A 25,807-nucleotide genomic window follows, 5' to 3' on the forward strand; every position below is an offset into this window, starting at 1 on the left:
GTTAGGTGATGCGGTCAGCGGTCGGACCAGACCGCCAGCTCGTATCCGTCGGGATCGGCGAAGTGGAAGCGCCGTCCACCCGGAAAGTCGAAGATCGGCTGTACCACCGTGCCGCCTGCCGCCTCGACACCGGCCAAGGTCTCTTCCAGAGCGTCGGCGAAGAGAATGATGAGCGGGCCGCCCTGCGCGCGCACGGGCGCCGTTGTGGTGAAGCCTCCGGTCAGGCGGCCGTCCTGGAATTCGCAATATTGCGGCCCGTAGTCCGTGAAGGTCCACCCGAAGGCGCCGCCATAGAAGGCCTTGCTGCGGGCAATATCCGCGACGTTGAACTCGATATAGTCGATCTTGCGATCTGCGCCTCTGCTGCTCATCGCGGCAACTCCATGTCTTCGATCAGTTTCGCCATCGTATCCAGATCGAGGGCCACATGCGCCGCGTCCGATTCGAAGGCCGCGTCATCCATATCCGGTTGCCGCAAAAGCGTGAACATCACCTCCGCGCCATCGCCGTTCGGCACCACGCGCAAGGCGTTTTCGACGATCCGGCCATCCGGCAGCGTGACCGTATGATCGATGACGCCGAAATCGTTGGCCGGCGCGAACCGGACACGCACGTTGCCGATCGGTCCGCCATCGGCGATCCAGTCTTCGCCGTCGCGCGTCAGCCCCAACGCCAGTCCCGACGCCCAGAGCGGCATGTTGTCCGGCTTTGCAGCAAAGGCATAAACAGTGCGCCAGTCGCGCTTGATACTTCTGTGAACGATCCGGGCGGGCAGGGTGGTCATGGTGCTCTCCGTGTCGGCGCAGGATAGAGCGAAAGATGGCGGGAAGTCGAACGAAAAGTGAACATTGTTGTCTTTCAGGCAGCGTTCGACCACGCGCACCGTGCATTCGTGCGGCAACGCGCCACGCCCACAGCCGGCGCAACGGCCACCAAACTTGACGTAGATCAACGATGTGGCGCTCCGTTGGCGTCATGGTCTCCGGCATACGCAGAAGATTCCGGGACATCGGTACATTATGACGACCGTCTACTCCGCAGACACGACCATCGAGCGCCACGAAGCCGAGCCTGTCAACTCGGCCAAGGTGCGCAAGCCCCTCTACGAGAAGCGCAAGAAGATCTTTCCCAAGCGCGCCGAGGGACGGTTTCGCCAGTTCAAGTGGCTGATCATGCTCGTGACGCTCGGTATCTATTACCTGACGCCTTGGATTCGCTGGGATCGCGGTCCCTACGCGCCCGACCAGGCCGTGCTGATCGATCTCGCCGGCCGGCGCTTCTACTTCTTCTTCATCGAGATCTGGCCGCAGGAATTCTTCTTCGTCGCCGGCCTGCTCGTCATGGCGGGCTTCGGCCTGTTTCTCGTCACCTCCGCGGTCGGGCGGGCGTGGTGCGGCTATGCCTGTCCGCAGACGGTCTGGGTCGACCTGTTCCTCGTCGTCGAGCGCGCCATCGAAGGCGACCGCAATGCGCGCATGAAGCTGGATGCCGGGCCGTGGACACTCGCCAAGGTCTGGAAACGCGTCAGCAAGCATGCCATCTGGCTTTTCATTGCCGTCGCCACGGGCGGCGCCTGGATCTTCTACTTCGCCGACGCGCCTACGCTGCTTGTCAACTTCGTCACGCTGCAGGCGCCGCCGGTCGCCTATATCACCGTGGCGGTCCTGACGGCGACGACATACGTTCTGGGCGGGCTGATGCGCGAACAGGTCTGCACCTATATGTGCCCGTGGCCGCGCATCCAGGCAGCGATGCTCGATGAAAGCTCGCTGGTTGTGACCTATAACGACTGGCGCGGCGAGCCGCGCACCCGCCACGCCAAGAAGGCCATCGCAGCGGGGGAGAGTGTTGGCGATTGTGTGGATTGCAACGCCTGTGTCGTGGTCTGTCCCATGGGCATCGATATCCGCGACGGCCAGCAGCTCGAATGCATCACCTGCGCGCTGTGCATCGATGCCTGCGACAATGTCATGGACAAGCTCGGCAAGGAGCGCGGCCTGATCGCCTATGCAACCCTGTCGGACTACGCGGCCAACATGGCGCTCGCCACCGCCGGCGGCACACAGCCGATCGCGCCGGCGCGCATCCGTAATGCCGACGGCGCGTTCAGTGATCGCATCAGGCATTTCAACTGGCGGGTCATCTTCCGTCCGCGCACGCTGTTCTATTTCGGCGTTTGGTCGCTGGCGGGCCTGGCACTGGTTTACGCACTGCTGTCGCGCGAGCGGCTGGACCTCAACGTCATCCATGACCGCAATCCGCAATTCGTCGTGGAATCGGACGGCTCGATTCGCAACGGCTACGCCGTGAAGGTGCTCAACATGATCCCGGAGCCGCGTGTCATCACCGTATCGATCGAGGGTATGCCGGGTGCCGTCATGAAGATAGCAGGCTACGACACCACGGATGACCGCAGCGTTGACATACCGGCCGATCCGGACAAGGTGACGGCGCTTCGAGTCTTCGTTACTCTGCCCAAGGACAAGCTTTCGGAAGCGGCCGAGGGGTTCAAGATCGTGGCGGAAGATCGCCAGGGTCATGAAAGCAGGGCTTATTCCGCCAAATTTAACATGCCGGGAGCACGATAATGGTCGCCGAAAGCAAGCAACGCGGTTTCGTTTTCACCGGCTGGCACATGCTCCTCGTCATGGTGCTGTTCTTCGGCACGATCATCTCGGTCAACGTCTTCATGGCGTGGAACGCGGTGCGGACCTGGAGCGGCCTGGTTGTGCCCAACACCTATGTCGCCAGCCAGCAGTTCAACGGCAAGGTGGAAGAGGCCAAGCGGTTGGCTGCAAGCGGCATCGAGGGTGACATCGTCATCAAGGACGGCCGCATCGTCTACCATGTCGTCGATGCCGGCGGTCAGCCGGTCGTCGCTGACGAAGTCTCGGCCACCTTCAAGCGTCCTGTGGACGAGCGCGAGGATTTCACGCTCTCCCTGGTATCTTCAGGCGCGGGGCAGTTCGTTGTCGAGCACGACGTGCCCACCGGCCAGTGGGTGATCGATATCGTCACGCGGCATGAAGGTGCGAAGGTGTTCCACCAGACGCTGCGGACGATCGTCGCGGGAGACGCGAAATGAGCTGCTGCGCGCCGGGAACGGAGGGGGCTCTCGATGCCGTGCGCGCACGCAATGCGCTGCCATCCTCGGAAGAGCTGCTGTTGGCCAGCCGTCCGGTCGGAGAGGGATTGCGCCAGAGCGACCTCAGTGTTCCCGGCGTCCATTGCGGCGCGTGCATCACCACCATCGAGACCGCCCTTCAGGCGCTGCCGGCGGTGGAGCGGGCGCGCGTCAACCTGTCCACCCGCCGCGTGTCGGTGGTGTGGAAGGAGCAGGTCGACAACACGGCCACCGATCCGCAGGTCATGGCGGCGGCCATCGCCGCCACCGGCTACGAGACGCACCTCTTCTCGCTTGCCGGCGATGGCGAAGACGCCCTGCGCAACCAGCTGATCCGCGCCGTCGCCGTTTCCGGCTTTGCGGCCACCAATATCATGCTGCTCTCGGTTTCCGTCTGGTCGGGGGCAGAGGCCGCGACGCGCGACCTGTTCCACTGGATTTCCGCCTTCATCGCCGGTCCGACGCTGATCTATGCCGGCCGCTTCTTCTACCGCTCGGCCTGGAATGCGCTTCGCCACGGCCGCACGAACATGGACGTGCCGATCGCCATCGCGATCACGCTCTCCTATGTCTTCTCGCTGTGGGAGACGCTGCACAGCGCCCAGCATGCCTGGTTCGACGCGACCGTCAGCCTGCTGTTCTTCCTGCTCATCGGCCGCACGCTCGACCATGTCATGCGCGACCGTGCCCGCTCGGCGATCACGGGCCTTGCGCGCCTTTCGCCGCGCGGCGCCATGGTAATGCTGGCCGACGGCACGCGCGACTATCGTCCGGTCGAGGAAATCGCGGTCGGCGATCATCTCGCCATCGCGGCCGGCGAGCGCATTCCCGTCGATTGCCGTGTGTTGACAGGCGCGAGCGATGTTGACCGTTCCATCGTCAATGGCGAGAGCGATCCGCTTGCCGCCGGGCCGGGCACCCGTCTTGAGGCCGGCGCGATGAACCTCACAGGTTCGCTTCTGGTCGAAGCCGTCTCGACCGCGCGCGATTCCTTCCTGTCGGAAGTCATCGGTCTGATGGAAGCCGCTGAAGGCGGGAGGGCACGGTATCGCCGCATCGCCGACCGCGCATCGCAAGTCTATGCGCCCGTCGTGCATGTCATGGCACTGGGCTCGTTCCTCGGTTGGGGACTTTATGACGGCGACTGGAAACATGCCCTCATGGTCTCCATAGCGGTGCTGATCATCACATGCCCCTGTGCGCTTGCGCTTGCTGTGCCGGTCGTCCAGGTGGTTGCGGCCGGCCGCCTGTTTGCCGGCGGCGTCATGGTGAAGGACGGCTCGGCCATGGAGCGCCTGGCCGAGATCGACACCGCCGTCTTCGACAAGACCGGCACGCTGACGCTCGGCAAGCCGCGCCTTGTCGATCGCGACGGCGTCAATCGTGCCCATCTTGCGCTTGCGGCGGCACTGGCCGCCCATTCGCGTCATCCGCTTTCCATAGCGCTTGCCGGCGCGGTGCCCGGTCCCACGCCCGTCTTTGGCGAGGTTCGTGAAATCGCGGGCGGCGGACTTGAGGCGGAAACGCCGCAGGGCCTGCTTCGTCTCGGCAGCCGCGCCTTTGCCTCCGGCAACGGGGCTGATGGCGGGGAAGCGCACGGGCTCTCCGAGGTCGTGCTGTCGCGGGACGGCGCCGTGCTGGAAAACTTCCGCTTCGAGGATGCCTTGCGCGCGGGCGCCGGCGAGGCCATCGGCTTGCTGCGCGAGAACGGCATCGACATGACGATCCTGTCGGGCGACCGGCCTCCGGCGGTCTCGCGCGTTGCCGGGCTGCTCGGCATCGAGCGCTGGCAGGCCGGTCTTTCGCCGCGTGAGAAGACCGAGGCCGTAGCCGAACGGGCCGCACGCGGTCACCGCGTCCTCATGGTGGGCGATGGAATCAATGACGCGCCGGCGCTGGCGGCCGCACACGTTTCCATGGCGCCTGCGACCGCAGCCGATGTCGGCCGTCAGGCGGCGGATCTGGTTTTCCTGCATGAAAGTCTGGAGGCCGTGCCTTTCGCACTCGAAACCGCACGAAGAGCCGGGCGCCTGATCCGTCAGAACTTTGCACTCGCTATCGGTTACAATGTCGTTGCCATACCTATCGCCATCCTTGGTCATGCGACGCCGTTGATCGCCGCCATAGCAATGTCTGCTTCGTCGATTACCGTCGTGCTCAATTCGTTGCGCCTGCGCGGACGCCTGCCGGCCTTTGCGACACGCGCGGCGGATGCGGCACGTCCGGTCAACCCCATGGTGAAGGCGGCATGAACACGCTCATCTTTCTCATACCCATCGCGCTTTTCCTGGGCGCGCTGGGGCTTGCGGCCTTTCTCTGGTCACTCAAGAGCGGGCAGTATGATGATGTCGAAGGCGCGGCATGGCGCGTCCTCGACGATGGCGACGACCGTCCGGGCAAGTAGTTTCGAGGGGTTCTAAAATGGCCCGGAACTCAAACAAACCCTTGTCGTAAATCGATTTGAATGCCAAAACACGCGCGCTGGAGCGATGCTCCACTCTCTCTTTTCGCGCGGCGTTTTCGGCACGGTTCCGAAATTCATCCCCGCCGCGCCATACCTACGGAGGTACTATCGTGGCACAGGCGGAAATCGGTCTTATCGGTCTCGGCGTGATGGGTTCCAACCTTGCGCTCAACATCGCCGAGAAGGGCAACAAGATCGCGGTGTTCAACCGCACCGTTGCGCGCACGAAGGAGTTTTACGAGGAGGCCGGCGACCTCAAGGGCCAGATCGTGCCTTGCGAGACCATCGAGGAATTCGTCGCCGCCATCCGCCCGCCGCGGCCGATCATCATCATGATCCAGGCCGGTGCGGCGGTCGACCAGCAGATGGATCTGCTGCGTCCATACCTCGAAAAGAACGACATCATGATCGATGCCGGCAACGCGAATTTCCGCGACACGATGCGCCGCTTCGATGCACTCAAGGATTCCGGCCTGACCTTCATCGGCATGGGCGTGTCCGGTGGTGAGGAAGGCGCGCGCCACGGCCCGTCCATCATGGTCGGCGGCACGGAAGATTCTTGGAAGCGCGTCGAGAAGGTGCTGACCTCGATTGCCGCCAAGTACAACGATGACCCGTGCGTTGCCTGGCTCGGCGAGAACGGTGCCGGCCATTTCGTCAAGACCATCCACAACGGCATCGAATATGCCGATATGCAGATGATCGCCGAAATCTACGGCATCCTGCGCGACGGCCTGAAGATGAGCGCCGCCGAGATCGGCGAGGTTTTCGGCCAGTGGAACAAGGGTCGTCTGGAATCCTACCTTATCGAGATCACCGAGAAGGTTCTGGCCGCCAAGGACCCGACTGCCGGTGGTCCGATGGTCGACATGATCCTCGACAAGGCCGGCCAGAAGGGCACGGGCAAGTGGTCTGCCATCGAAGCCCAGAACATGGGCGTGCCGGCGACCGGCATCGAAGCCGCCGTTGCCGCACGCTCCATCTCGTCGTTCAAGGCCGAGCGGGAAGCCGCCGAAAAGATTCTTGGCCTGCCGGATGTGCCCGCACTTTCGGTCGCTGACAAGGCCGCCTTCATCAAGGATCTCGAAAGCGCGCTGCTGGCGGGCAAGATCGGCGCCTATGCGCAGGGCTTCGCCGTCATGGCCGCCGCTTCCAAGGAATACAATTGGAACCTGCCGATGCCGACGATTGCCAAAATCTGGCGCGCCGGCTGCATCATCCGTTCGCAGTTCCTGGACGAGATCACCAGCGCCTTCACCAAGGCACCGGATGCTGCGAACCTCATCGTCACCCCGGCCTTCGCCACCATGGTGAAGGACACCGACGCAGCGCTGCGCCGCGTCGTGTCGGCCGCCGCGCTGCACGGCTTGCCGGTTCCGGCACTCGCTTCCGCACTCGGCTATTTCGACAGCTACCGCCGCGGCCGTGGTACCGCCAATGTCATCCAGGCCCAGCGCGACTTCTTCGGCGCCCACGGCTTCGACCGCCTCGACGGCGCCGACAGCCACCACGGCCCGTGGGGCTCCGGCCTGAACGGCTGACGTCTTTCGCGGCATTATACGAGACGGCCCGGTTGCAAAACCGGGCTGTTTTCGTTTTGGCGGTGTCAGCCCTGATCCGTCGGGATGGGGTAGCTCAACGTCTGCAGTTCTTCCGGCGGGCGGCCTTCGATGCGGGCGATCACGGCCTTGGCGAGTTCGTGCCCGGCGAGGCGGATGTCCTCGCGCATGGTCATGACCTCGGGGCGAAGCCATTGCAGCAGCATGTGCGATTCCTTGGACACGAGGTCGATATGCGTGCCGAGCTTCAGTCCTTCCGCCTCCAGCGCCGCGACGAGCGCCACCGCGCCTGATCCGCTGCCCGAGACGATACCGTCAGGCGCGTTCGGCGCGCGCATGAGGTTTTCGGCCGCCCTTCGTATATCGACGAGGCTGCTGTCGAGGTTCACCTCGTTGAAGGGTACGGCTGTCGCGCCGAAGTCGCGGATGCCGCGCTCGAAGCCCGCGCGCATGTGCAGATAGAACGTCAGGTAGGGCGGCGGCTGGAGCAGCACGAGGCGCTTGCGGCCCTTTTCGACGAGCTTGCGCACAGCCTCGTAGGCGAAGCGCTCGTTGTCGAAGTCGTGATAAGGATGGGCAAGACCCATCTCCGTGCGGCCATGGGTGGCGAAGGGGAAATTGCGCTCCATCATCAGCGCCACGCGCGGGTCCTTCGGTTCGGTGCGCGAGATGATCACGCCATCGGCCGCGCCAGTTTCAAGGACGTATCGCACCGGATCGAGCGCATTGCCCTGGGCGCGGTAGGGGGTGACGACGAGATGGTACTGGGTCGCGGCAAGCACCTCCGAGATGCCGATCACCATGGGGCTCGTCAGACCCATGATCTCTTCCTCGAGACTGAGAATGAGGCTGATGACGTTGGTCTTGCCGGTGCGCAGGCGAACGCCCGCCCGGTTGGGCTGGTAGCCGATCTGGGCGGCGACGAGGCGCACGCGCTCCTTCGTCTCCGTGCCGATATCGGGCGCGTCCTTGAGTGCCCGCGAAACCGTCGTGATGCCGAGGCCCGTCATGAAGGCGATCGTCTTCAGTGTCGGCCGCTCATTCGTGCCCGCGGACGCGGCGCGTGCTCCCTCGCTCAGCCTGTTCTTCATTCCAGCCCCAACCTCTCCGCATTAGCGAGCGGTTATACATATTATGCCCGACACTGCCACATTGGCTCGAGGAATGCCTCTGAAACTGTAACGATATAGTTTGTTTGTCGAGCTTAAATTTCCATAGACGGTTTTTCTCGATGCTTCCGTGGCTGTCTCCGGGGTGCGAGGTCGCAGGACACCGGGACGCGAGAGAGGGAAACTGCCTCCATCCGAAGTCTCTATAATATCGTTTAAAATTAATACTTTAATATCCGGATGATACTGATTTTCGTCGAATCTCGGCGCTCTCTTCATGTCTCCCGAAGTCTGTCTCTTGAGGAAAACACGCATTTGCTGCGCTTGCTGGTTGCGTATTCCAATCTGTTCGTCTACTTTTTTACTGCAACGTTTCAGTGAGGGAGGAGACTCATGAAAATTCGTTCGATGGCCGCTGCATTGGCGGTGACCGTGGTCCTGCCGTTCGCCGCAGCCAATGCGACCGATCTGGAAGTGACCCATTGGTGGACGTCCGGCGGGGAGGCCGCGGCGGTCGCCGAATTTGCAAAGGCATTCGATGCGACGGGCAACAAGTGGGTGGACGGCGCAATTGCCGGCGCCGGCGGAACGGCGCGACCGATCATGATCAGCCGCATCACCGGCGGCGACCCCATGGGTGCCACGCAGTTCAACCACGGCCGCCAGGCCGAGGAACTGGTCGAGGCCGGCCTGATGCGCGACCTCACCGATGTCGCGACCAGGGAAAACTGGAAGGAGATCATCAAGCCCGCAAGCCTGCTCGACAGCTGCACGTTCGACGGCAAGATCTATTGCGCGCCCGTCAACATCCATTCCTGGCAGTGGCTGTGGTTGTCCAACGCGGCCTTCGAAAAGGCCGGTGTGGCGGTTCCCAAGAACTGGGACGAGTTTGTCGCCGCCGCTCCGGCGCTTGAAAAGGCCGGTATCGTGCCGCTCGCGGTTGGCGGTCAGCCCTGGCAGGCCGCTGGCGCTTTCGATGTGCTGATGGTCGCAATTGCCGGCAAGGACACGTTCTACAAGGTCTTCAAGGACCGCGATGCCGAAGTCGCCGGCGGTCCTGACATTGCCAGGGTCTTCAAGGCCGCGGACGATGCGCGCCGCATGTCCAAGGGCACGAATGTGCAGGACTGGAACCAGGCCACGAACATGGTCATCACCGGCAAGGCCGGCGGCCAGATCATGGGCGACTGGGCGCAGGGCGAGTTCGCGCTCGCGGGACAGGTGGCCGGCAAGGACTATACCTGCCTTCCGGGCCTCGGCGTGAACGATATCATCTCGACCAGCGGCGACGCCTTCTATTTCCCGCTGCTGAAGGATGAGGAAAAGTCGAAGGCGCAGGAAGTGCTGGCATCGACGTTGCTGGCGCCCGCAACGCAGGTCGCCTTCAACCTGAAGAAAGGCTCACTGCCGGTGCGCGGCGATGTCGATCTCGCCGCCGCCAACGACTGCATGAAGAAGGGTCTCGACATCCTTGCCAAGGGCAACGTGATCGAGGCGCCGGACCAGATGCTCTCGGCCGACAGCCAGAAGCAGAAGGAAGACCTCTTCTCCGAATTCTTCGCCAACCCCTCGATGACACCGGAAGACGCCCAGAAACGTTTTGCCGACATCATCGCCTCGGCGGAATGATCAGCGGACGGCCGGTGCTTGTTGCCGGCCGTCAGCAAGGCCCGAGACCTCTTTGCCGCCATGCTCGGGCCTGTCCTGAGGATAACGAAAGAGTGGGTGACTGGGTTTTGCGGTTCGCGAAGGCGGGCGCTTGCGCCCGCCCGTATGATCGAGACCAAGGAGGAGTGACCCATGACGGGCCAGGCACACACCGGTCGCCCCAGTAAACTGCTGCGCAATCTCAGTTCGAAGATTGCATCCATTCCCATGATGCTGACCGCCGTCGTCATTTTTCTCGGCGGCACGATCTGGACGGTCGTCTATTCGTTCACCAATTCCAAGCTCCTGCCGCGCGCCAAATTCGTCGGGCTGGACCAGTACGAGCGCCTGTGGGATGCGCCGCGCTGGATCGTCTCGATCCAGAACCTGGCGATCTACGGCTTTTTCACGCTGGTCTTCAGCCTCGTCATGGGCTTCCTTCTGGCGGCGCTGATGGACCAGAAGATCCGCTTCGAAAACACCTTTCGTACAATCTTTCTCTACCCTTTCGCGCTGTCCTTCATCGTGACGGGCCTCGTCTGGCAATGGATCCTGAACCCGGAATTCGGCGTGCAGTCGGTAGTGCGTTCGCTTGGCTGGACAAGCTTCACGTTCGATCCGCTCTACAATGCCGATATCGTCATCTACGGCGTGCTGATCGCCGGGCTGTGGCAGGGCACGGGGCTCGTCATGTGCCTGCTGCTGGCCGGCCTGCGCGGCATCGACGAGGATATCTGGAAGGCCGCGCGCGTCGACGGCATCCCCATGTGGAAGACCTATCTCTTCATCGTCATTCCCATGATGCGCCCGGTCTTCATCACGACGCTGGTCATCATCGCGAGCGGCATCGTCAAGGTCTATGACCTCGTTGTCGCGCAGACGAGCGGCGGCCCGGGCATCGCCTCGGAAGTGCCGGCGAAATACGTCTACGACTACATGTTCCAGGCCCAGAACCTCGGCCAGGGCTTCGCCGCCTCCACCATGATGCTCATCACCGTCGCAATCATCATCATCCCGTGGGCCTATCTCGAATTCGGAGGACGCAAGCGTGGCTGAGACCGTCTCCCTCAAGCCCGGCGCGGCGCGCGTCGCCACCGCCGGAACGCCGGGCGAGCCCTGGGGCAGGAAGCCCCGCCGCACGCTTTCCGGTCGCAACATCATGCTCTACGGCACGCTTCTCGTGGCGGCGCTCTACTACCTGCTGCCGCTCTATGTGATGGTCGTGACTTCCATGAAGGGCATGCCGGAAATCCGCCTCGGCAACATCTTCTCGCCGCCGGTGGAAGTGACCTTCGAGCCTTGGGCCAAGGCCTGGGCCACCGCCTGCACCGGTCTCAACTGCGATGGCCTGTCGCGCGGCTTCTGGAATTCGGTGCGCATCACCGTGCCCTCGACGCTGATCTCGATCCTCGTCGCCTCGGTCAACGGCTATGCGCTGGCCAACTGGAAGTTCAAGGGGGCGGACCTGTTCTTCACCATCCTCATCATCGGAGCCTTCATTCCCTATCAGGTGATGATCTATCCTATCGTCATCGTGCTCCGGGAAATGGGCATCTACGGCACGCTGACCGGCCTCATCATCGTGCACACGATCTTCGGCATGCCGATCCTCACGCTGCTCTTCCGCAACTATTTCTCGTCCCTGCCGGAGGAGCTGTTCAAGGCGGCGCGCATCGACGGAGCGGGGTTCTGGCAGATCTATTTCCGCATCATGCTGCCCATGTCGCTGCCAATCTTCGTCGTGGCGATGATCCTGCAGATCACCGGCATCTGGAACGACTTCCTGTTTGGCGTCGTGTTCACGCGGCCGGAATATTACCCGATGACCGTGCAGCTCAACAACATCGTCAACTCCGTCCAGGGGGTGAAGGAATACAACGTCAACATGGCCGCGACACTGCTTACCGGCGCGGTTCCGCTCATCGTCTATTTCGTGTCGGGACGGCTTTTCGTCCGCGGCATCGCCGCCGGCGCAGTCAAGGGTTAAGCCATGCAGAAATCCGTCTCAATCAAGGACCTTTCTTTGAGCTTCGGCGCGGTCAACGTGCTGGAAAACCTCAATCTGGATATCGGGGAGGGCGAGTTTCTCGTGCTGCTCGGTTCGTCGGGCTGCGGCAAGTCGACCCTGCTCAACTGCATCGCCGGCCTGCTCGAGCCCACTGGCGGGCAGATCTTCATCAAGGACAAGAACGTCACCTGGGAGGAGCCGAAGGACCGCGGCATCGGCATGGTCTTCCAGTCCTATGCGCTCTATCCGCAGATGACGGTGGAGAAGAACCTTTCCTTCGGCCTGCAGGTCGCCCGGATGCCGAGGGCCGAGATCGACAAGCGCGTCGCCCGCGCTTCCGAAATCCTGCAGATCGGGCCGCTGCTCAAGCGCAAGCCCTCGGAACTGTCCGGCGGCCAGCGGCAGCGCGTGGCGATCGGCCGGGCGCTGGTGCGCGATGTCGATGTCTTCCTGTTCGACGAGCCGCTGTCCAACCTCGATGCCAAGCTGCGGTCGGAGCTGCGCGTGGAAATCAAACGGCTGCACCAGTCGCTTAAGAACACGATGATCTATGTCACGCATGACCAGATCGAAGCGCTGACGCTCGCCGACCGGATTGCCATCATGAAGAGTGGCGTCATCCAGCAGCTCGCCGATCCCAACACGATCTACAATGCGCCGCGCAACATGTTTGTCGCCGGCTTCATCGGCTCGCCCTCGATGAATTTCCTGCGCGGCGAGATCGTGGTGAAGGGCGGCAAGCCTGTCTTCATCGCGAACGGCGTCGAGTTCTCGCTTGACGGCTATGCCGCCGGCGAACCGCTTGAGGCCGGGCGCAAGGTCGTTCTGGGCGTGCGACCGGAACATGTGAAGGTCGACGAGGATGCCACCGGCGCGGAGGTGCATCAGGCGAGCGTCGATATCGAGGAGCCGATGGGCGCCGACAACCTGCTGTGGCTCAAACATGCCGGCCACACACTCGCCGTCCGCGTCGCCGGGAACAGGCGCTTCCGGCCCGGTACGGCAGTGTCGCTCTCGTTCGACATGGGGCTGGCCTCGCTGTTCGATGCGGCGACGGAGGAGCGGATTTAACATGCCCGAGAGTGCGGCTAACCCCCTCTGCTCTGCCGGGCATCTCCCCCCAGGGGAGAGATCGGCAGGAAGCGAAAACCTTGCTCCAGCGTTGGCGTTGGAGATGAGCGAAACCGCGCCTCATCCAATTTCCCTCCGTGTTGGGGAGATGCCCGGCAGGGCAGAGGGGCGTAGCTCCCGTACGAGTTCAGAGACGCACCAATGACCCAAGCACCCGACATCATGTCCATCGACCTTTCCGGCACGTGGACCGCCACCAGCACCGACGCCGTGCACACCGCACCCATGCGCGTGCCGGGCGACGTGCACAGTGCGCTCATCGCCGCCGGCCTCATTCCCGATCCCTATGCCGGCCGCAACGAGCGCGACGTGCGGTGGGTGGCAGAGAAACACTGGGCGATCGAGCGCAAGTTCGACCTCCCGCCAGAAACGCTGGAAGGCGACTGGTATCTCGACATCGGCAGCATCGACACGGTGGCGTCGGTCTATCTCAACGGCGTTCTGGTGCTCGATGCCGACAATTGCTTCCGTCGATATCGGCCGGTCGTGACCGAGGCGCTGAAGGCGGGTGAAAACACGCTGAAGGTGCTGATCCATTCCAGCATCGCGGCCGGCGCGCGGCGGCAGGCGGAACAGCCGTTCTTCATCCCGTGGTCGACCGACAATTCGCCCATTGCGAACGGCAACATGCTGCGCAAGCCGCAGTGCCATTTCGGCTGGGACTGGAACATCGCCATTGCCCCGCTCGGCATCTATGGCGACTTCGTGCTGCGCCGGCTTGAGGTGGCGCGCATAGAGCATGTCACGACGCGCCAGTTCCATCATGCCGATGGTGCTGTCGATCTCTATGTCACCGCAACCTTCCACGCCGAGGAGCCGGGCATCCTGCCGGTGCATTTCGCGCTCGGCGAGGAGCGTGTTCGGCTCGATATCGGCATCGTCGCCGGCGAAACCCAGCTCACCCACATGTTCAGCATCGACAAGCCAGCGCTCTGGTGGCCGGCCGGTCATGGCGAGCAGGCGATCTATGCGGTGCGTGTGGAGACGCCCACCGAGACGGTCGTGCGCCGCATCGGCCTGCGGCGGGTGGAGCTGATCACGGACAGGGACGAGGCGGGCAGCCGTTTTGCACTGAAGGTCAATGGCCGCGAAATCTTCTGCCGCGGGGCGAACTGGATCCCTGCCGACGCGCTGCCGTCGCGCATCAACCCGGTCGTCGTGCGAGACCTTCTGCAATCGGCGGTCGATGCCAATATGAACATGCTGCGCGTCTGGGGCGGCGGCTTCTACGAGCCGGACTGGTTCTACGATCTCTGCGACGAGCTTGGCCTGATGGTCTGGCAGGACTTCATGTTCGCTTGCAACCTCTATCCCTCGACCGTCGATTTCCTCGACAATGTCACGGCGGAGGTGGACTACCAGGTCAAGAGGCTCGCCTCGCATCCGTCCATCGTGCTGTGGTGTGGCGACAACGAACTGGTGGGCGCGCTCACCTGGTTCGAGGAAAGCCGTCGGGATCGCGACCGTTATCTGGTCTCCTACGATCGCCTGAACCGCACCATCGAGGTGGCGATGAAGAGGGCGGCACCCGGCGCGATCTGGTGGCCGTCGAGCCCGACGTCGGGCTATCTCGATTTCGCCGACGCCTGGCATGCCGATGGCGCCGGCGACATGCACTACTGGTCCGTCTGGCACGAGAACAAGTCCTTCGACAATTACCGCACCGTGCATCCGCGCTTCTGCTCGGAATTCGGTTTCCAGTCCTACACCTCCATGCCGGTCATGCGGACCTTCGCGGACCCCAAGGACATGAACATCGCGTCGCCCGTGATGGAGAGCCACCAGAAGAACGCCGGCGGCAACGAGCGCATCGCGGGCACGATGTTCCGCTACTTCCGCTTCCCCAAGGATTTCGCGAGCTTCGTCTATCTCAGTCAGATCCAGCAGGGTCTCGCCATCCGCACTGCCGTCGAATACTGGCGTTCTCTGAAGCCCCATTGCATGGGCACACTTTACTGGCAGCTCAACGACACCTGGCCGGTCGCTTCCTGGTCAAGCCTTGATTACGGCGGCAGCTGGAAGGCCATGCACTACATGGTGCGCCGCTTCTTTCAGCCCGTGGCCATTGCCGCCATTCCGTCGAAGGATAGCCAGACGATCGGTTTCTCGGTGGTCAACGATACGGCCGAACCCGTTACCGTGACGCTCGACACCTGGCTTGTCTCGCTGTCCGGCGAGCGCAGACCTTATCGCAGCATCGAGGGCGCCTGCGGGCCGGACAGGGCGGAAATGCTGTTTTCCGTATTTGCCCCCGGTCTCCCCGAGGACGCGCTGCTCTTCTGGTCCTTCAAGGCCTCGAACGGCATGGCAGGCGAAGGGCACCATGTCTCCGGCACTTACAAGGCGCTCGATCTCCGGGCCTCCGGGCTGACGCTCGATATCGCACCGCGCGACGACGGTCGTTTTGCCGTGACCGCTACGGCGCGCGGCCTTGCCCTGCACGTCATGCTCGAGGCCGACGTTCCCGGTCGCTGGTCGGATAATGCGTTCGACCTCACCGCAGGCGCCTCAAAGACACTCATCTTCACGCCGTCCGAGCGCGGCGTTGATCCGACATTCCACTGGCTCGACCTTCACTCGTGCCAGACCCATCAAGACTGAACCAAGGAAACCGTCATGCAGACCGTCAGCTTCCAGCTCTACAGCGCCCGCAACTTCCAGCCCTTCGCCGAAGTGTTCCGCATCCTGGCCGATGCCGGGTATCGCGAAGTCGAAGGCTACAGCGCCCTTTATGAGACGCTCGACGACGCCGCGATCCAGCAGCTGAAGGCCGATCTCGACAGAAATGGCCTCACCATGCCGACCGCCCATTTCAGCCTCGACATGCTGGAGGCAGATCCGGATCGCGTGCTCGACATCTGCCGCACGCTCGGCATTACGGCGGTCTACTGCCCCTATCTTCTGCCGGAGCATCGTCCGACCGACGCTGTGGGCTGGCATGCGCTTGGCGAGCGGCTGCAGAGGGCCGGAGCTCCGATCCGCGAGGTGGGCCTCGTGTTCGGCTGGCACAATCACGACTTCGAGTTCTTTACGCTGCCCGACGGCACCGTGCCGCTGGACCATCTCTTCACGGGCGGCCCTGACCTGACCTGGGAGGCGGATATCGCCTGGATCATCCGCGGCGGGGCCGACCCATTCGCCTGGATCCAGAAATACGGCCGCCGCATCACCACCGTCCATGTCAAGGACATCGCGGCTAAGGGCGAGAACGCCGACGAGGACGGCTGGGCGGATGTCGGGCATGGCACGGTGCCGTGGGCCGATCTCGCCAAGGCGCTCGCCGGCACGCCGGCCAAACATTTCATCGTCGAGCATGACAATCCGAGCGATATCACCCGGCTTGCCACCCGCTCGATTGCGACCGTCAAGACATTCTGAGGACTGATATCATGAGCAAGGAATACGGAGTCGGCATCATCGGCTGCGGCAATATCTCGGGCGCCTATTTCAAGCTGATCCCGACCTTCAGGAACCTGAAGCTCGTCGCCTGCGCCGATATCAATCCCTTGGCCTCGAAAGCACGGTCGGAGGAATTCGGCGTGCCGGCGCAGGAGATCGCCGCACTGCTGGCAAACCCTGACGTCGATGTGGTCGTGAACCTTACCATCCCCGAGGCGCATTACCCGGTGTCGAAACAGGCGCTTGAGGCGGGCAAGCATGTCTATTCGGAAAAGCCCTTCGTGCTGTCGCTCGAACAGGGCGAGGACCTGCGCCGCATCGCCGATGCCAGGGGCCTCAAGGTCGGCTCGGCGCCCGACACCTATCTCGGCGGATCGCACCAGTTCGTGCGCCACCTCATCGATAGCGGCAGGGTCGGCAAGATCATGTCCGGCACGGCGCATGTGCTGGGGCCGGGCATGGAGAGCTGGCATCCGAACCCTGATTTCTTCTTCGCGCCGGGCGGCGGGCCGATCCTCGACATGGGTCCGTATTACGTCAACAATCTCGTCAACCTGGTCGGGCCGGTAAAGCGCGTCGTGGCTCTCGGCAACCGGGCACGCGAGGAGCGCATTATCGCCAATGGCCCCAGGCTCGGTGAGGCGGTGCCGGTCGCCGTGCTCACGAACATCCATGCCATCCTCGAATTCATCAGCGGCGCGCAGGTCGCGCTGATGGCGAGCTGGGACGTGTGGGCGCATCGTCACCAGAACATGGAACTCTACGGCACGGACGGCGCGGTCTTCGTGCCGGACCCGAATTTCTTCGGCGGCACCGTCGAAGTCGCCGGCAACGACAAGGAGCCGAAGGTGGTCGACGTCTGGGATCATCCGCTGACGGCCGAAAACTATCAGTTCGACTGGGGCCGGCAGGCCAATTACCGCGGCATCGGCCTTGCCGACATGATGGACGCCGTGACGACAGGCCGCGACTATCGCTGCTCGCTCGACCGCTCGCTGCACACGATCGACGTGCTCACGGCCATTCTGCGTTCCGCCGAGGAGGGCCGGACGGTCGATATCGTCACGACCTGCACCCAGCCCGAAGCCTTCGGCATCGAGGAGGCGCGCGCGCTGCTTCGCTAGCACCGCGCGACCTCATCCGCTCACCCCGCCTGGCGCATCCAGAGCGGGAAGGGGTCGGGCAGGTTTGCCCAGCGCGCCGGTTCGAACGTCTCTTCGGCGACGAGGCAGGCGTCGAGCCGGCGGCGGATGTCATGCTCGTCCATCGGGCCCGCACCGATGAAGACCAGTTCCTGCCGCCGGTCGCCCCAGACGGGATCCGAATAGCGGGCGATGGCCTCGCGCGCCGCTTCGTCCTGCGGCCAGTGCTGCGGGGGAACGGAAGCCCACCACAGGCCGAGCCGGCCGCTGCGCACGAGCGCGCCCGCTTGGCTCATCTCGCCGACATGGTGCGGCCGCGTGGCGAGCCAGAAGAAGCCCTTGGCGCGGATGACGCCCGGCCAGCTCTCGTCGAGGAAAGCCTTGAAGCGGGCGGGATGAAAAGGCCTCTTTGCCCGATAGACGAAGGAGCGGATGCCGTATTCCTCCGTTTCGGGAACGTGGTCCTTGAAGCCGTGCAGTTCCTTGAACCACAGCGGATGCTCGCTGGCCTTCTGGAAGTCGAACAGCTCGGTGCCGAGGATGTCTCCCAGCTCGACCCTGCCGAAATCGGTCTCGATCACGCGGGCCGCGCTGTTCAGGCCGCCGATAATCTGGCGGGCGGCGAGCAGGTCGCCGGGGCTGGCCGCACCCGTCTTGTTGAGCACGATCACATCGGCGAATTCGATCTGCTCGACCAGCAGTTCCACCAGTGTCCGGTTGTCCTCTTCGCCAGCCGTTTCGCCGCGTTCGGCCAGGAAATCCTGCGAGCCGTAATCCTTGAGGAGGTTTGCCGCATCGACCACCGTGACCATCGTGTCGAGGCGGGCGACATCCGACAGGCTCCAGCCGTCCTCGTCGCGAAAGTCGAAGGTAGTGGCGACCGGGAGCGGTTCGGAAATGCCGCTTGATTCGATCAGCAGATAGTCGAAGCGCTTCATGTCGGCGAGGCGGCGCACTTCCTTGAGGAGGTCGTCGCGCAGCGTGCAACAGATGCAGCCGTTCGTCATTTCCACGAGTTGTTCGCCGGTGCGTGACAGGTCCGCCCCGCCATCGCGGATGAGTGCAGCGTCGATGTTCACCTCGCTCATGTCGTTGACGATGACCGCGACGCGCAGGCCGCTGCGGTTGTTGAGCACGTGGTTCATAAGCGTCGTCTTGCCGGCGCCGAGGAAACCGGAGAGGACGGTAACGGGGAGGCGGTTGTCCATGCGATTTGCCCTTATGTTATAGTATTACATTCGCAGTGCTAAAAAATGGCGGGATGATCCCGCCACGGCGTTGTCGACGAAGGAGACTGCCGGACCCGATAGGCCCCACCCTAGTCCACTCCATGCTCTTGATGACGTGGAGGATGAATCGGGCGTTGCCCTCAGGCCGGAGCCGGGAGCCTGTCCTTTTACGGACGGCAAGCGCGCCTCAGCTGGCCTGTCCGAGGCAATCGCGCAGAGAGGTGGCGATGCTCTTCATCAGGGTGAAATAGAGGTCCGGGCCGGGCTCGAGCGTCGCGGCCTCGGGGTCGAGAACGCCGGATTTCGCGGGCGTGCCCTCTATCACCACATTGACCAGCTTCGGCTCGAACTGCGGCTCGGCAAAGACGCAGGTGGCGCCCAGCGTCTTCACCTTGTCGCGGATCTGCGTCAGGCGTTCCGCACCGGGCAGGGTTTCCGGGCTGACCGTGATGGAGCCTGCGGCGTGCATGCCGTAATGATGTTCGAAATACTGGTAGGCATCGTGGAAGACGATGAAAGGCTTATCCTTTACGGGCGCCACGGTCTCGGCGACCTCCTTGTCGAGCGCATCGAGCTTTGCTTCCAGGCCGGCGAGGTTCTTCTTGTAGATCTCGGCATTGGCCGGGTCCTTCTCGGCGAGAACCTTGGCGGCCTCGGCCGCGATGGCGCGGGCGTTCTGCGGGCTCAGCCACAGATGCATGTCGAATTCGCCGTGTTCATGGCCCTCATGCGCAGCTTCCTCGCCATGGGCATGATCGTGGCCTTCGGCCTCCTTGCCATGGTCGTGGTTGTGCGCCTCTTCGCCATGGGCATGCGCTTCCTTGCCGTGATCGTGGCCTTCCTTTTCATGGTCATGGGCGTGACCTTCCTCGCCCTCATGCGCGTGATCGTGACCTTCGCCTTCATGTGTATGCGCCTCGAAAGGGCCGCCTTCGCGGAAAGGCAGTTTTTCAAGGCCGGGCGCGTGGTCCAGTTCCACCACGGTGGCCTTGCCGCCCAGCGATTCCAGCGGCTTTTCGAGGAAGGCTTCCAGGCCGTGGCCGACCCAGAAGACCACATCGGCGTTCTGGAGGGCGGTCGCATTGGACGGCTTCAGGGAATAGGTGTGCGGCGAGGCAGCCCCCTCCACGATAAGGCTCGGTTCGCCGACGCCCTGCATGATGGCGGCGACCAGCGAATGGATCGGCTTGATCGACACGACGACATCGGGTGTCTCGGCGCGCGCGGCACCAGCGCCGGCAACGAGAAGAGCGGTGGAGAGGAGGAGGGCGCGAATGGCCTTTTGCATGGGATACTCCGCTTGAATGTGAATGTAATGTTATTACATCAATTGCGTTATGCTATAACGTGTGCCATATGCTGACGCAACAGGCTTTTGGAAAAAATGATGCTGCAGACCCCAACCAGGAACGCTTCGCCGCTCGTGTCGCTTGCCGGCGTCGGCGTGCGCCGTCAGGGCCGCTGGCTCGTGCGTGGCGTGGAATTCTCGATCGCGCCTGGCGAGATCGTCACGCTGATCGGCCCGAATGGCTCGGGCAAGTCCACCACTGCCAAGGCAGCCATCGGCGTGCTGAAGGCCGACGAGGGCAGGGTGGAGCGCAAGGCGGGCCTGAAGGTCGGCTATGTGCCGCAGAAGCTCTCTATCGACTGGACCATGCCCCTGACGGTGGAACGGCTGATGACGCTGACCTCGACGCTGAAGGGCGCGGAGATCGAGGCGGCGCTGGAGGCGACCGGCATCCGCCATCTTGCCCGCGCGGAGGTGCAGCATCTCTCCGGCGGCGAGTTCCAGCGCGCGTTGCTGGCCCGCGCCATTGCCCGCAAGCCCGATCTTCTGGTGCTCGACGAGCCGGTTCAGGGGGTGGATTTTTCCGGCGAGATCGCGCTTTACGATCTCATCAAGACGATCCGCAACACCACCGGCTGCGGGATCCTGCTCATCTCCCACGACCTGCATGTGGTGATGGCCGAGACCGACACCGTCATCTGCCTCAACGGCCATGTCTGTTGTCGCGGTACGCCGGAAGTGGTGAGCCAGAGCGCGGAATACCAGCGCCTTTTTGGCGCGCGCGCCGGGCAGACGCTGGCCTTCTACAATCACGATCACGACCACACGCACCTGCCCGATGGCCGCGTGCTGCACGCCGACGGATCGATCACCGACGATTGCCGCCCAAACGACGGCCATCATACGCCGGTCGTGCCCTCGGGTCGCGCCGGGCCGATGCGCATCGTGCACACGCACGGGCCCGATTGCGGCTGCGGCCATGATCACGGCGCGGCGCCTGACGATGCCGGGCAAGAGGAGAAGCGCGATGCTTGACGATTTCTTCATGCGCGCGCTCGTTGCCGGCGTCGGCCTTGCGCTCACCGCCGGCCCGCTCGGCTGTTTCGTGGTCTGGCGGCGCATGGCGTATTTCGGCGACACGATGGCCCATTCGGCATTGCTCGGCGTCGCCCTGTCGCTGCTGATGAACTTCAACCTGCTCATCAGCGTCTTCATCGTGGCGGCGACCGTCTCGCTCCTCCTCCTGCTGCTCCAGAAGCGCGGCACGCTCTCGACGGATGCGCTGCTCGGTATCCTCTCCCACGCGACGCTGGCCATCGGCCTGGTCATGGTGTCCTTCATGACCTGGGTGCGCATCGATCTCGTCGGCTTCCTGTTCGGCGATATCCTCGCCGTGTCGCGCGCCGATGTGGACCTTGTGTGGGGCGGCGGTATTCTCGTCGTCTTCGCTATCGTTTGGATGTGGCGTCCGCTGATCGCATCGACGGTCAACCCTGAACTGGCCGAGGCCGAAGGCATGCAGCCGGAGAAGACGCGCCTTGCCTTCATGCTGCTGATGGCGCTCGTCATCGCCATTGCCATGAAGATCGTCGGCATCCTGCTGATCACCTCGCTTCTCATCATCCCCGCCGCAACGGCGCGGCGCTTTTCCACCAGCCCGGAGATCATGGCGGTGCTCGCCTCGCTGATCGGGGCGTTGGCCGTTGTCGGCGGATTGTTCGGATCACTGAAGTTCGACACGCCCTCCGGCCCCTCGATCGTGGTTGCAGCGCTTGGCCTGTTCATTCTAAGCCTCATCACGAAACCGAGGACGAGCGTCGTGGAACATTCGGCGGCAAATCAGGGAGGTCGGGCATGACCACGCAGCAATTGACGAAGAACCAGGGCCTCGTCTTCGACGTGCTGTCGCATTCCGACAGCCCGCTCAGCGCCTACACCATCCTCGACAAGCTGCGTGACAACGGGTTTCGCGCGCCGCTCCAGGTCTATCGCGCGCTGGACAAGCTCCTGGAGTTCGGTCTCGTGCACCGGCTCGAGAGCATCAACGCCTTCGTGGCCTGTGCCCATCCGAACGAGGGCTGTCATAACCACGGCATCACCGCCTTCACGATCTGCGAGACCTGCGGCAAGGTGACGGAGTTCCACGATCACGTGATCGAGGACCGGCTGAAAGCCTTTGCCAAGGACCGCAACTTCAAGACCGGCAAGACGACAATCGAAATTCGCGGCACCTGCGCGGGGTGTGCGTAGGGTTAGGAGGTTGATCTGTGCAGGCCGGGAGGGATCAGTCGATCCGCTTTAGCCCCTTCCTGAAGCGCTTCCAGTTCTGGACATAGCTTTCCGCTGAAAGCTTGAGGCCGGCAACGGCAGCGTCGTCCAGCGTGCGCACGGCCTTTGCGGGCGCGCCGACAATGAGGGAATTGTCCGGAAAGACCTTGCCTTCCGTCACCAGTGCATTCGCACCGACGAGGCAATTGTTGCCGATGACGGCGCCGTTCAGCACCGTGGCGCCCATCCCGACCAGGGAATTGTTGCCGATGGTGCAGCCGTGGATGATGGCGCCGTGGCCGATGGTGCAGCCCTCGCCGATGATGACGGGCTTGCCCGGATCGGTATGCACCACCACACCTTCCTGAATGTTCGAGCGCGCACCGACGATGATCGGCTCGTTATCGCCGCGCAGCGTGGCGCCGAACCAGATGCCGACATCCTCGCCAAGGATGACCTTGCCGATGACATTGGCATCCGGTGCCACCCAGTAGCGGTCGTCGGCGGGGAGTGTGGGCGCGCGGTCGTCGAGGGCGTAAAGCGGCATGGTTTCCTCCGGCGGTCTGATTCCTGACGCAGTCTAGCACCGGCCCGGCGGTTGGGCGAAAGGGCGAGGGTGGTTTTTGCTGATCATATGGAGTATGAGCCCGGCCATGACGAACAGAGCGACATTCTACAGCCGGGCCGTGGAGACGGGGACGAAGATTTTCGCCACCGCGCCGATGATCGACTGGAGCGACCGGCATTTTCGCGTGTTCGCGCGCCAGCTCACCCGCAACGCGTTGCTCTTCACGGAAATGATCGTTGCTGACGCCATCCTGCGCGGCAATCGCGAGCGGCTGCTCGGCTTCGACGCGATCGAACATCCTGTGGCATTGCAGCTCGGCGGCAACAGCCCGGAGAAGCTTGCGGAAGCTGCACGGATCGGCGAGGGTTTTGGTTATGCCGAAATCAATCTAAATGTCGGCTGTCCCTCGGATCGGGTGCAATCTGGCACCTTCGGCGCCTGCCTGATGCGCGAGCCGGATCTGGTGGCCGATTGCGTGGCGGCAATGCGGGTGGCGGTGTCGATCCCGGTCACGGTGAAGTGCCGCATCGGCGTTGATGACCAGGACCCCGAGGTGGCGCTGCGTGACCTCGTGTCCCGTGTGAAGGCGGCCGGCACGGATGCCGTCTGGGTCCATGCGCGCAAGGCCTGGCTGCAGGGCCTGTCGCCGAAGGAGAACCGGGACATTCCGCCGCTCGACTACGGCCTCGTGCATCGGCTGAAAGCCGAAAACCCGAACCTTTTCATCGGTCTCAACGGCGGGCTTCAGAGTTTGAGTCAGGCCGTGGGCGAGATGGATGGGCTGGATGGGGTCATGCTCGGACGGGCGGCCTACCAGGATAGCGGTGTTCTCACGGGCGTGGACCGGCTTTTCCCGCATCCCCTGTCGGAAGGCGTGCCGTCCGGTGTCTTCTCCGGTCCGCAGGACATGTCGGGTGAAGACTGGGAGGCGGTGCGCGATGCGATGGTCGCCTATGCCGGCGAGGTGATCGCGCGGGGCGGGCGGGTGGCGCATGTCACGCGGCATATGGTCGGCCTGTTCCAGGGCTTTCCGGGCGTGCGCCGCTACCGGCAGATCCTGTCCACCGACGCCACGAAACCGGGGGCGGGGCCGCAGGTGATCGCCGATGCCTTCGCGGCGGTGCTTGCCGCGCGCGCCGCCGCGCAGGATGCGGCGGAGTAGCGCTTTCTGTGCATCGGCCCCGGCATGACCACAATTTCGTCCCCTCGGGGTCGGAAAACGGCGTAAAAGAACCGACGACGCAATGAGAGACGAACAGGTGCCCGCGTGATCGATCCCTACGCCATGCTCGGACTGGAGCGCGATGCAGACGACAACGCGGTCAAGGCCGCCTACCGCAAGGCCGCCAAGGGCATGCATCCCGATTCGGGCGGCGATGCCGACCAGTTCGCCCGCCTGCAGGCCTGCTACGACCTGCTGCGCGATCCGGTGCGCCGCAAGGTGTTCGACGACACCGGCTTCGACCCGCAGCTCGCCGACCCGCGCGACCTCAAGGGCCTGATGCTGCTGGAACCGCTGGTCAACGACGTCATCCTCGACGAGCGCGAGCCGGGCAGCTTCGATCCGCTGGCGGCGATGCGCCGAAAACTCTCCGACGACATCGTCAAGAGCCGCTTCCACATCCTGGAGCTCGAACGCCACCGCAACCGGGTGCGCCAGCACATCGACCGCCTCGGCCGCAAGGGCGGCACGGATTTCCTCGGCTCCATGCTGCGCGCCCGCTCGCAGTCGATCACCGAGGCCATCCGCAATGCCGAGGGCCAAATCCAGGCGATCGAGCAGGCCTATACGATGCTGGAAGGCTATTCCTACGAACTGGCCGCCGCCCTCGACACCGCCGCGCTCGACGTGAAGGGCGAGGCGGCCGAATAGGCCGCGCCGCCGCCATCATCGCAAATCCCGCCAGCCCTCCGGCAGCGGCGGTTCCTCGCCGTCATATTCGGCCGGCGGCCGCGCCGCGCGCATGGCGGCAAAGGCCCGGAACTCCCGCAGCGCCGCGCCGGATTTCACCGTGCGCGCCACCGCCATGCCGGCATCCTGGAGCGCGCGCGTGTCGCGATAGGGCGAGGCGAAGGTGACCCGGCTGAAAAACGAGCTGTAATCGACGATGTCGCGCACCTCCTCCGCCACGGCGTGGAATTGCGCGCGCTGCCCGGCATCGAGGTTGCGCAGGCAGAAGGGCTGCTGTGTGTTGCGCGAGACCCAGCAGCACCGGCCGCGGCGACGGCAGTCGCGCAGGCGGCAGGCGCGCCAGGGCAGCGCCAGCATTTCGGCGATGCGGGCGAGCAGGAAGGGCGATAGCGGGGGAAGCTTGCTGCGGTCGATCATGGGAGCTCCTGTCGGTTGAGAAGGGCGCGGGCTGCGCGGCGCCGCGACCGGCGGGCGGACCAAGTCCGTTGCCGGCGGCGGCTGAGGATGGGGCGGCGGGTGTCGCAAGGCGGACAGCCGCCCGCATCGCCGCGCGTGAGATCACGCCGGGTTATGGGCATCGGTATCGGACGGGGCGCTGAAAGCTGCCGCATCAGATAGTATAAATGGCACCTTTCAGCGCCCCGTTCGGCGGTTTTTGCCCGCGACTCCGGTCTCTCTGCAAGGAACGGGTCCGGCGGCGCTTGCCGTCGGTTTCCGGGGCGGGCCCCGCCGGGGTTTTTCGCGCCTGACAGGGCTCACCTTCGAGCACCGTCAGGGCGGAAAGGCGTCACCGCCTTTCCCGGCAAGTCATCACTCCGGCGGACGATGCCGACGCACCCTCCGGCCCCGTTCCCCTTGTGTGCCGCACAGGCACGCCCGACGCGCCGTCCGGGGCTGAAACGGGGGAGCCGGTCCGACGCTCCGCCGCTTCCCCCGTGTCGCCGGAGGGAGACCATTTT

General features: G+C 63.8%; 24 protein-coding genes. 17 read left to right on the plus strand and 7 right to left on the minus strand.

Translation table 11 applies throughout. From position 1 onward, the window contains the following. Positions 1-14: 14 nt before the first annotated feature. Together MNR02_RS07120 and MNR02_RS07125 are read right to left on the minus strand one after the other, a co-directional pair. On the minus strand, positions 15-371 hold the full coding sequence (locus tag MNR02_RS07120; RefSeq protein ID WP_241948617.1) for a VOC family protein: 357 nt from the start codon (positions 369-371) through the stop codon (positions 15-17). Then, entirely contained in the window at positions 368-784 is a 417-nt protein-coding gene (locus MNR02_RS07125) for an SRPBCC family protein (protein ID WP_241948836.1), read from the minus strand. Before MNR02_RS07125 ends, MNR02_RS07120 begins: the two co-directional genes overlap by 4 nt. A 235-nt stretch (positions 785-1,019) precedes the next feature. Between MNR02_RS07125 and ccoG the strand changes: the two genes are divergently transcribed. The 5 genes from ccoG (at position 1,020) to gndA (ending at position 7,129) form a co-directional block, all read left to right on the plus strand. Further along, a complete protein-coding gene (ccoG, locus tag MNR02_RS07130; protein ID WP_241948618.1) occupies positions 1,020-2,588 on the plus strand; it encodes a cytochrome c oxidase accessory protein CcoG in 1,569 nt (522 codons plus the stop codon). Beyond that, the gene (locus MNR02_RS07135) at positions 2,588-3,085 is read left to right on the plus strand and encodes a FixH family protein (protein WP_241598761.1); all 498 of its coding nucleotides are present in this window, start codon (positions 2,588-2,590) and stop codon (positions 3,083-3,085) included. The genes ccoG and MNR02_RS07135 overlap by 1 nt, the downstream gene beginning before the upstream one ends. Beyond that, positions 3,082-5,376, plus strand: a complete 2,295-nt coding sequence (locus tag MNR02_RS07140; protein WP_241948619.1) for a cation-translocating P-type ATPase — start codon at positions 3,082-3,084, stop codon at positions 5,374-5,376. The genes MNR02_RS07135 and MNR02_RS07140 overlap by 4 nt, the downstream gene beginning before the upstream one ends. Continuing rightward, on the plus strand, positions 5,373-5,528 hold the full coding sequence (ccoS, locus tag MNR02_RS07145; RefSeq protein ID WP_241948620.1) for a cbb3-type cytochrome oxidase assembly protein CcoS: 156 nt from the start codon (positions 5,373-5,375) through the stop codon (positions 5,526-5,528). Before MNR02_RS07140 ends, ccoS begins: the two co-directional genes overlap by 4 nt. Before the next feature lie 170 nt (positions 5,529-5,698). Next, a complete protein-coding gene (gene gndA, locus MNR02_RS07150) occupies positions 5,699-7,129 on the plus strand; it encodes an NADP-dependent phosphogluconate dehydrogenase (protein WP_241948621.1) in 1,431 nt (476 codons plus the stop codon). 65 nt (positions 7,130-7,194) lie between these two features. On the opposite strand, the gene MNR02_RS07155 is transcribed toward gndA, so the two are convergent. Beyond that, positions 7,195-8,238 carry a LacI family transcriptional regulator gene (locus MNR02_RS07155; protein ID WP_241948622.1) on the minus strand — a complete coding sequence of 348 codons (1,044 nt, stop codon included), beginning with the start codon at positions 8,236-8,238 and terminating at the stop codon, positions 7,195-7,197. Positions 8,239-8,649: 411 nt separating this feature from the next. Between MNR02_RS07155 and MNR02_RS07160 the strand changes: the two genes are divergently transcribed. The 7 genes from MNR02_RS07160 to MNR02_RS07190 all read left to right on the plus strand — a co-directional run bounded on the left by MNR02_RS07160 (position 8,650) and on the right by MNR02_RS07190 (position 17,565). Continuing rightward, on the plus strand, positions 8,650-9,885 hold the full coding sequence (locus MNR02_RS07160) for an ABC transporter substrate-binding protein (protein ID WP_241598771.1): 1,236 nt from the start codon (positions 8,650-8,652) through the stop codon (positions 9,883-9,885). Positions 9,886-10,056: 171 nt separating this feature from the next. Next, entirely contained in the window at positions 10,057-10,959 is a 903-nt protein-coding gene (locus tag MNR02_RS07165) for a carbohydrate ABC transporter permease (protein ID WP_241598773.1), read from the plus strand. Then, positions 10,952-11,890: a carbohydrate ABC transporter permease gene (locus MNR02_RS07170; protein ID WP_241948623.1), complete on the plus strand. Its 939-nt coding sequence runs from the start codon at positions 10,952-10,954 to the stop codon at positions 11,888-11,890. The genes MNR02_RS07165 and MNR02_RS07170 overlap by 8 nt, the downstream gene beginning before the upstream one ends. Before the next feature lie 3 nt (positions 11,891-11,893). Next, entirely contained in the window at positions 11,894-12,982 is a 1,089-nt protein-coding gene (locus MNR02_RS07175) for an ABC transporter ATP-binding protein (RefSeq protein WP_241948624.1), read from the plus strand. Positions 12,983-13,183: 201 nt separating this feature from the next. Continuing rightward, on the plus strand, positions 13,184-15,643 hold the full coding sequence (locus tag MNR02_RS07180; protein ID WP_241948625.1) for a glycoside hydrolase family 2 protein: 2,460 nt from the start codon (positions 13,184-13,186) through the stop codon (positions 15,641-15,643). Between the two features lie 15 nt (positions 15,644-15,658). After that, positions 15,659-16,420 carry a sugar phosphate isomerase/epimerase gene (locus tag MNR02_RS07185; protein WP_241948626.1) on the plus strand — a complete coding sequence of 254 codons (762 nt, stop codon included), beginning with the start codon at positions 15,659-15,661 and terminating at the stop codon, positions 16,418-16,420. A gap of 11 nt (positions 16,421-16,431) precedes the next feature. Beyond that, the gene (locus MNR02_RS07190; protein WP_241948627.1) at positions 16,432-17,565 is read left to right on the plus strand and encodes a Gfo/Idh/MocA family protein; all 1,134 of its coding nucleotides are present in this window, start codon (positions 16,432-16,434) and stop codon (positions 17,563-17,565) included. 20 nt (positions 17,566-17,585) lie between these two features. On the opposite strand, the gene zigA is transcribed toward MNR02_RS07190, so the two are convergent. After that, entirely contained in the window at positions 17,586-18,791 is a 1,206-nt protein-coding gene (gene zigA, locus MNR02_RS07195) for a zinc metallochaperone GTPase ZigA (protein WP_241948628.1), read from the minus strand. Positions 18,792-18,999: 208 nt separating this feature from the next. Further along, positions 19,000-20,100, minus strand: coding sequence for a zinc ABC transporter substrate-binding protein (locus tag MNR02_RS07200; RefSeq protein ID WP_241948629.1), 1,101 nt, complete (start codon positions 20,098-20,100; stop codon positions 19,000-19,002). A 99-nt stretch (positions 20,101-20,199) separates the two neighbouring features. Between MNR02_RS07200 and MNR02_RS07205 the strand changes: the two genes are divergently transcribed. From MNR02_RS07205 to MNR02_RS07215, 3 genes are read left to right on the plus strand one after another with little or no spacing between them, the layout of a single operon-like run. Beyond that, positions 20,200-21,135 carry a metal ABC transporter ATP-binding protein gene (locus tag MNR02_RS07205; RefSeq protein WP_241948630.1) on the plus strand — a complete coding sequence of 312 codons (936 nt, stop codon included), beginning with the start codon at positions 20,200-20,202 and terminating at the stop codon, positions 21,133-21,135. Beyond that, positions 21,128-21,958, plus strand: coding sequence for a metal ABC transporter permease (locus MNR02_RS07210; RefSeq protein WP_241948631.1), 831 nt, complete (start codon positions 21,128-21,130; stop codon positions 21,956-21,958). Before MNR02_RS07205 ends, MNR02_RS07210 begins: the two co-directional genes overlap by 8 nt. Beyond that, positions 21,955-22,350, plus strand: coding sequence for a Fur family transcriptional regulator (locus MNR02_RS07215; RefSeq protein ID WP_241598814.1), 396 nt, complete (start codon positions 21,955-21,957; stop codon positions 22,348-22,350). The genes MNR02_RS07210 and MNR02_RS07215 overlap by 4 nt, the downstream gene beginning before the upstream one ends. Before the next feature lie 34 nt (positions 22,351-22,384). On the opposite strand, the gene MNR02_RS07220 is transcribed toward MNR02_RS07215, so the two are convergent. Beyond that, positions 22,385-22,915, minus strand: a complete 531-nt coding sequence (locus MNR02_RS07220; protein ID WP_241948632.1) for a gamma carbonic anhydrase family protein — start codon at positions 22,913-22,915, stop codon at positions 22,385-22,387. Between the two features lie 106 nt (positions 22,916-23,021). Between MNR02_RS07220 and dusA the strand changes: the two genes are divergently transcribed. Further along, positions 23,022-24,098 (plus strand): tRNA dihydrouridine(20/20a) synthase DusA, encoded by a 1,077-nt coding sequence (gene dusA, locus MNR02_RS07225; RefSeq protein WP_241948633.1) that lies wholly within the window; start codon positions 23,022-23,024, stop codon positions 24,096-24,098. 123 nt (positions 24,099-24,221) lie between these two features. Continuing rightward, the gene (locus MNR02_RS07230; protein ID WP_134650074.1) at positions 24,222-24,809 is read left to right on the plus strand and encodes a J domain-containing protein; all 588 of its coding nucleotides are present in this window, start codon (positions 24,222-24,224) and stop codon (positions 24,807-24,809) included. 15 nt (positions 24,810-24,824) lie between these two features. Here the strand turns inward: MNR02_RS07230 and MNR02_RS07235 are convergent, their stop codons facing one another. After that, positions 24,825-25,265: a hypothetical protein gene (locus MNR02_RS07235; RefSeq protein WP_241948634.1), complete on the minus strand. Its 441-nt coding sequence runs from the start codon at positions 25,263-25,265 to the stop codon at positions 24,825-24,827. Between the last annotated feature and the right edge of the window lie 542 nt (positions 25,266-25,807).

The organism is Shinella sp. H4-D48, assembly GCF_022637395.1.
GTDB classification, from domain to species: Bacteria; Pseudomonadota; Alphaproteobacteria; order Rhizobiales; family Rhizobiaceae; genus Shinella; species Shinella sedimenti.

What these genes read in the sequence shown, in the direction of transcription:
- MNR02_RS07120 (WP_241948617.1), bottom strand. Translation starts at nt 371, where the DNA reads ATGAGCAGCAGAGGCGCAGATCGCAAGATCGACTATATCGAGTTCAAC.
- MNR02_RS07125 (WP_241948836.1), bottom strand. Translation starts at nt 784, where the DNA reads ATGACCACCCTGCCCGCCCGGATCGTTCACAGAAGTATCAAGCGCGAC.
- ccoG (WP_241948618.1), top strand. Translation starts at nt 1,020, where the DNA reads ATGACGACCGTCTACTCCGCAGACACGACCATCGAGCGCCACGAAGCC.
- MNR02_RS07135 (WP_241598761.1), top strand. Translation starts at nt 2,588, where the DNA reads ATGGTCGCCGAAAGCAAGCAACGCGGTTTCGTTTTCACCGGCTGGCAC.
- MNR02_RS07140 (WP_241948619.1), top strand. Translation starts at nt 3,082, where the DNA reads ATGAGCTGCTGCGCGCCGGGAACGGAGGGGGCTCTCGATGCCGTGCGC.
- ccoS (WP_241948620.1), top strand. Translation starts at nt 5,373, where the DNA reads ATGAACACGCTCATCTTTCTCATACCCATCGCGCTTTTCCTGGGCGCG.
- MNR02_RS07155 (WP_241948622.1), bottom strand. Translation starts at nt 8,238, where the DNA reads ATGAAGAACAGGCTGAGCGAGGGAGCACGCGCCGCGTCCGCGGGCACG.
- MNR02_RS07160 (WP_241598771.1), top strand. Translation starts at nt 8,650, where the DNA reads ATGAAAATTCGTTCGATGGCCGCTGCATTGGCGGTGACCGTGGTCCTG.
- MNR02_RS07165 (WP_241598773.1), top strand. Translation starts at nt 10,057, where the DNA reads ATGACGGGCCAGGCACACACCGGTCGCCCCAGTAAACTGCTGCGCAAT.
- MNR02_RS07175 (WP_241948624.1), top strand. Translation starts at nt 11,894, where the DNA reads ATGCAGAAATCCGTCTCAATCAAGGACCTTTCTTTGAGCTTCGGCGCG.
- MNR02_RS07180 (WP_241948625.1), top strand. Translation starts at nt 13,184, where the DNA reads ATGACCCAAGCACCCGACATCATGTCCATCGACCTTTCCGGCACGTGG.
- MNR02_RS07185 (WP_241948626.1), top strand. Translation starts at nt 15,659, where the DNA reads ATGCAGACCGTCAGCTTCCAGCTCTACAGCGCCCGCAACTTCCAGCCC.
- MNR02_RS07190 (WP_241948627.1), top strand. Translation starts at nt 16,432, where the DNA reads ATGAGCAAGGAATACGGAGTCGGCATCATCGGCTGCGGCAATATCTCG.
- zigA (WP_241948628.1), bottom strand. Translation starts at nt 18,791, where the DNA reads ATGGACAACCGCCTCCCCGTTACCGTCCTCTCCGGTTTCCTCGGCGCC.
- MNR02_RS07200 (WP_241948629.1), bottom strand. Translation starts at nt 20,100, where the DNA reads ATGCAAAAGGCCATTCGCGCCCTCCTCCTCTCCACCGCTCTTCTCGTT.
- MNR02_RS07205 (WP_241948630.1), top strand. Translation starts at nt 20,200, where the DNA reads ATGCTGCAGACCCCAACCAGGAACGCTTCGCCGCTCGTGTCGCTTGCC.
- MNR02_RS07210 (WP_241948631.1), top strand. Translation starts at nt 21,128, where the DNA reads ATGCTTGACGATTTCTTCATGCGCGCGCTCGTTGCCGGCGTCGGCCTT.
- MNR02_RS07215 (WP_241598814.1), top strand. Translation starts at nt 21,955, where the DNA reads ATGACCACGCAGCAATTGACGAAGAACCAGGGCCTCGTCTTCGACGTG.
- MNR02_RS07220 (WP_241948632.1), bottom strand. Translation starts at nt 22,915, where the DNA reads ATGCCGCTTTACGCCCTCGACGACCGCGCGCCCACACTCCCCGCCGAC.
- dusA (WP_241948633.1), top strand. Translation starts at nt 23,022, where the DNA reads ATGACGAACAGAGCGACATTCTACAGCCGGGCCGTGGAGACGGGGACG.
- MNR02_RS07230 (WP_134650074.1), top strand. Translation starts at nt 24,222, where the DNA reads ATGCTCGGACTGGAGCGCGATGCAGACGACAACGCGGTCAAGGCCGCC.
- MNR02_RS07235 (WP_241948634.1), bottom strand. Translation starts at nt 25,265, where the DNA reads ATGATCGACCGCAGCAAGCTTCCCCCGCTATCGCCCTTCCTGCTCGCC.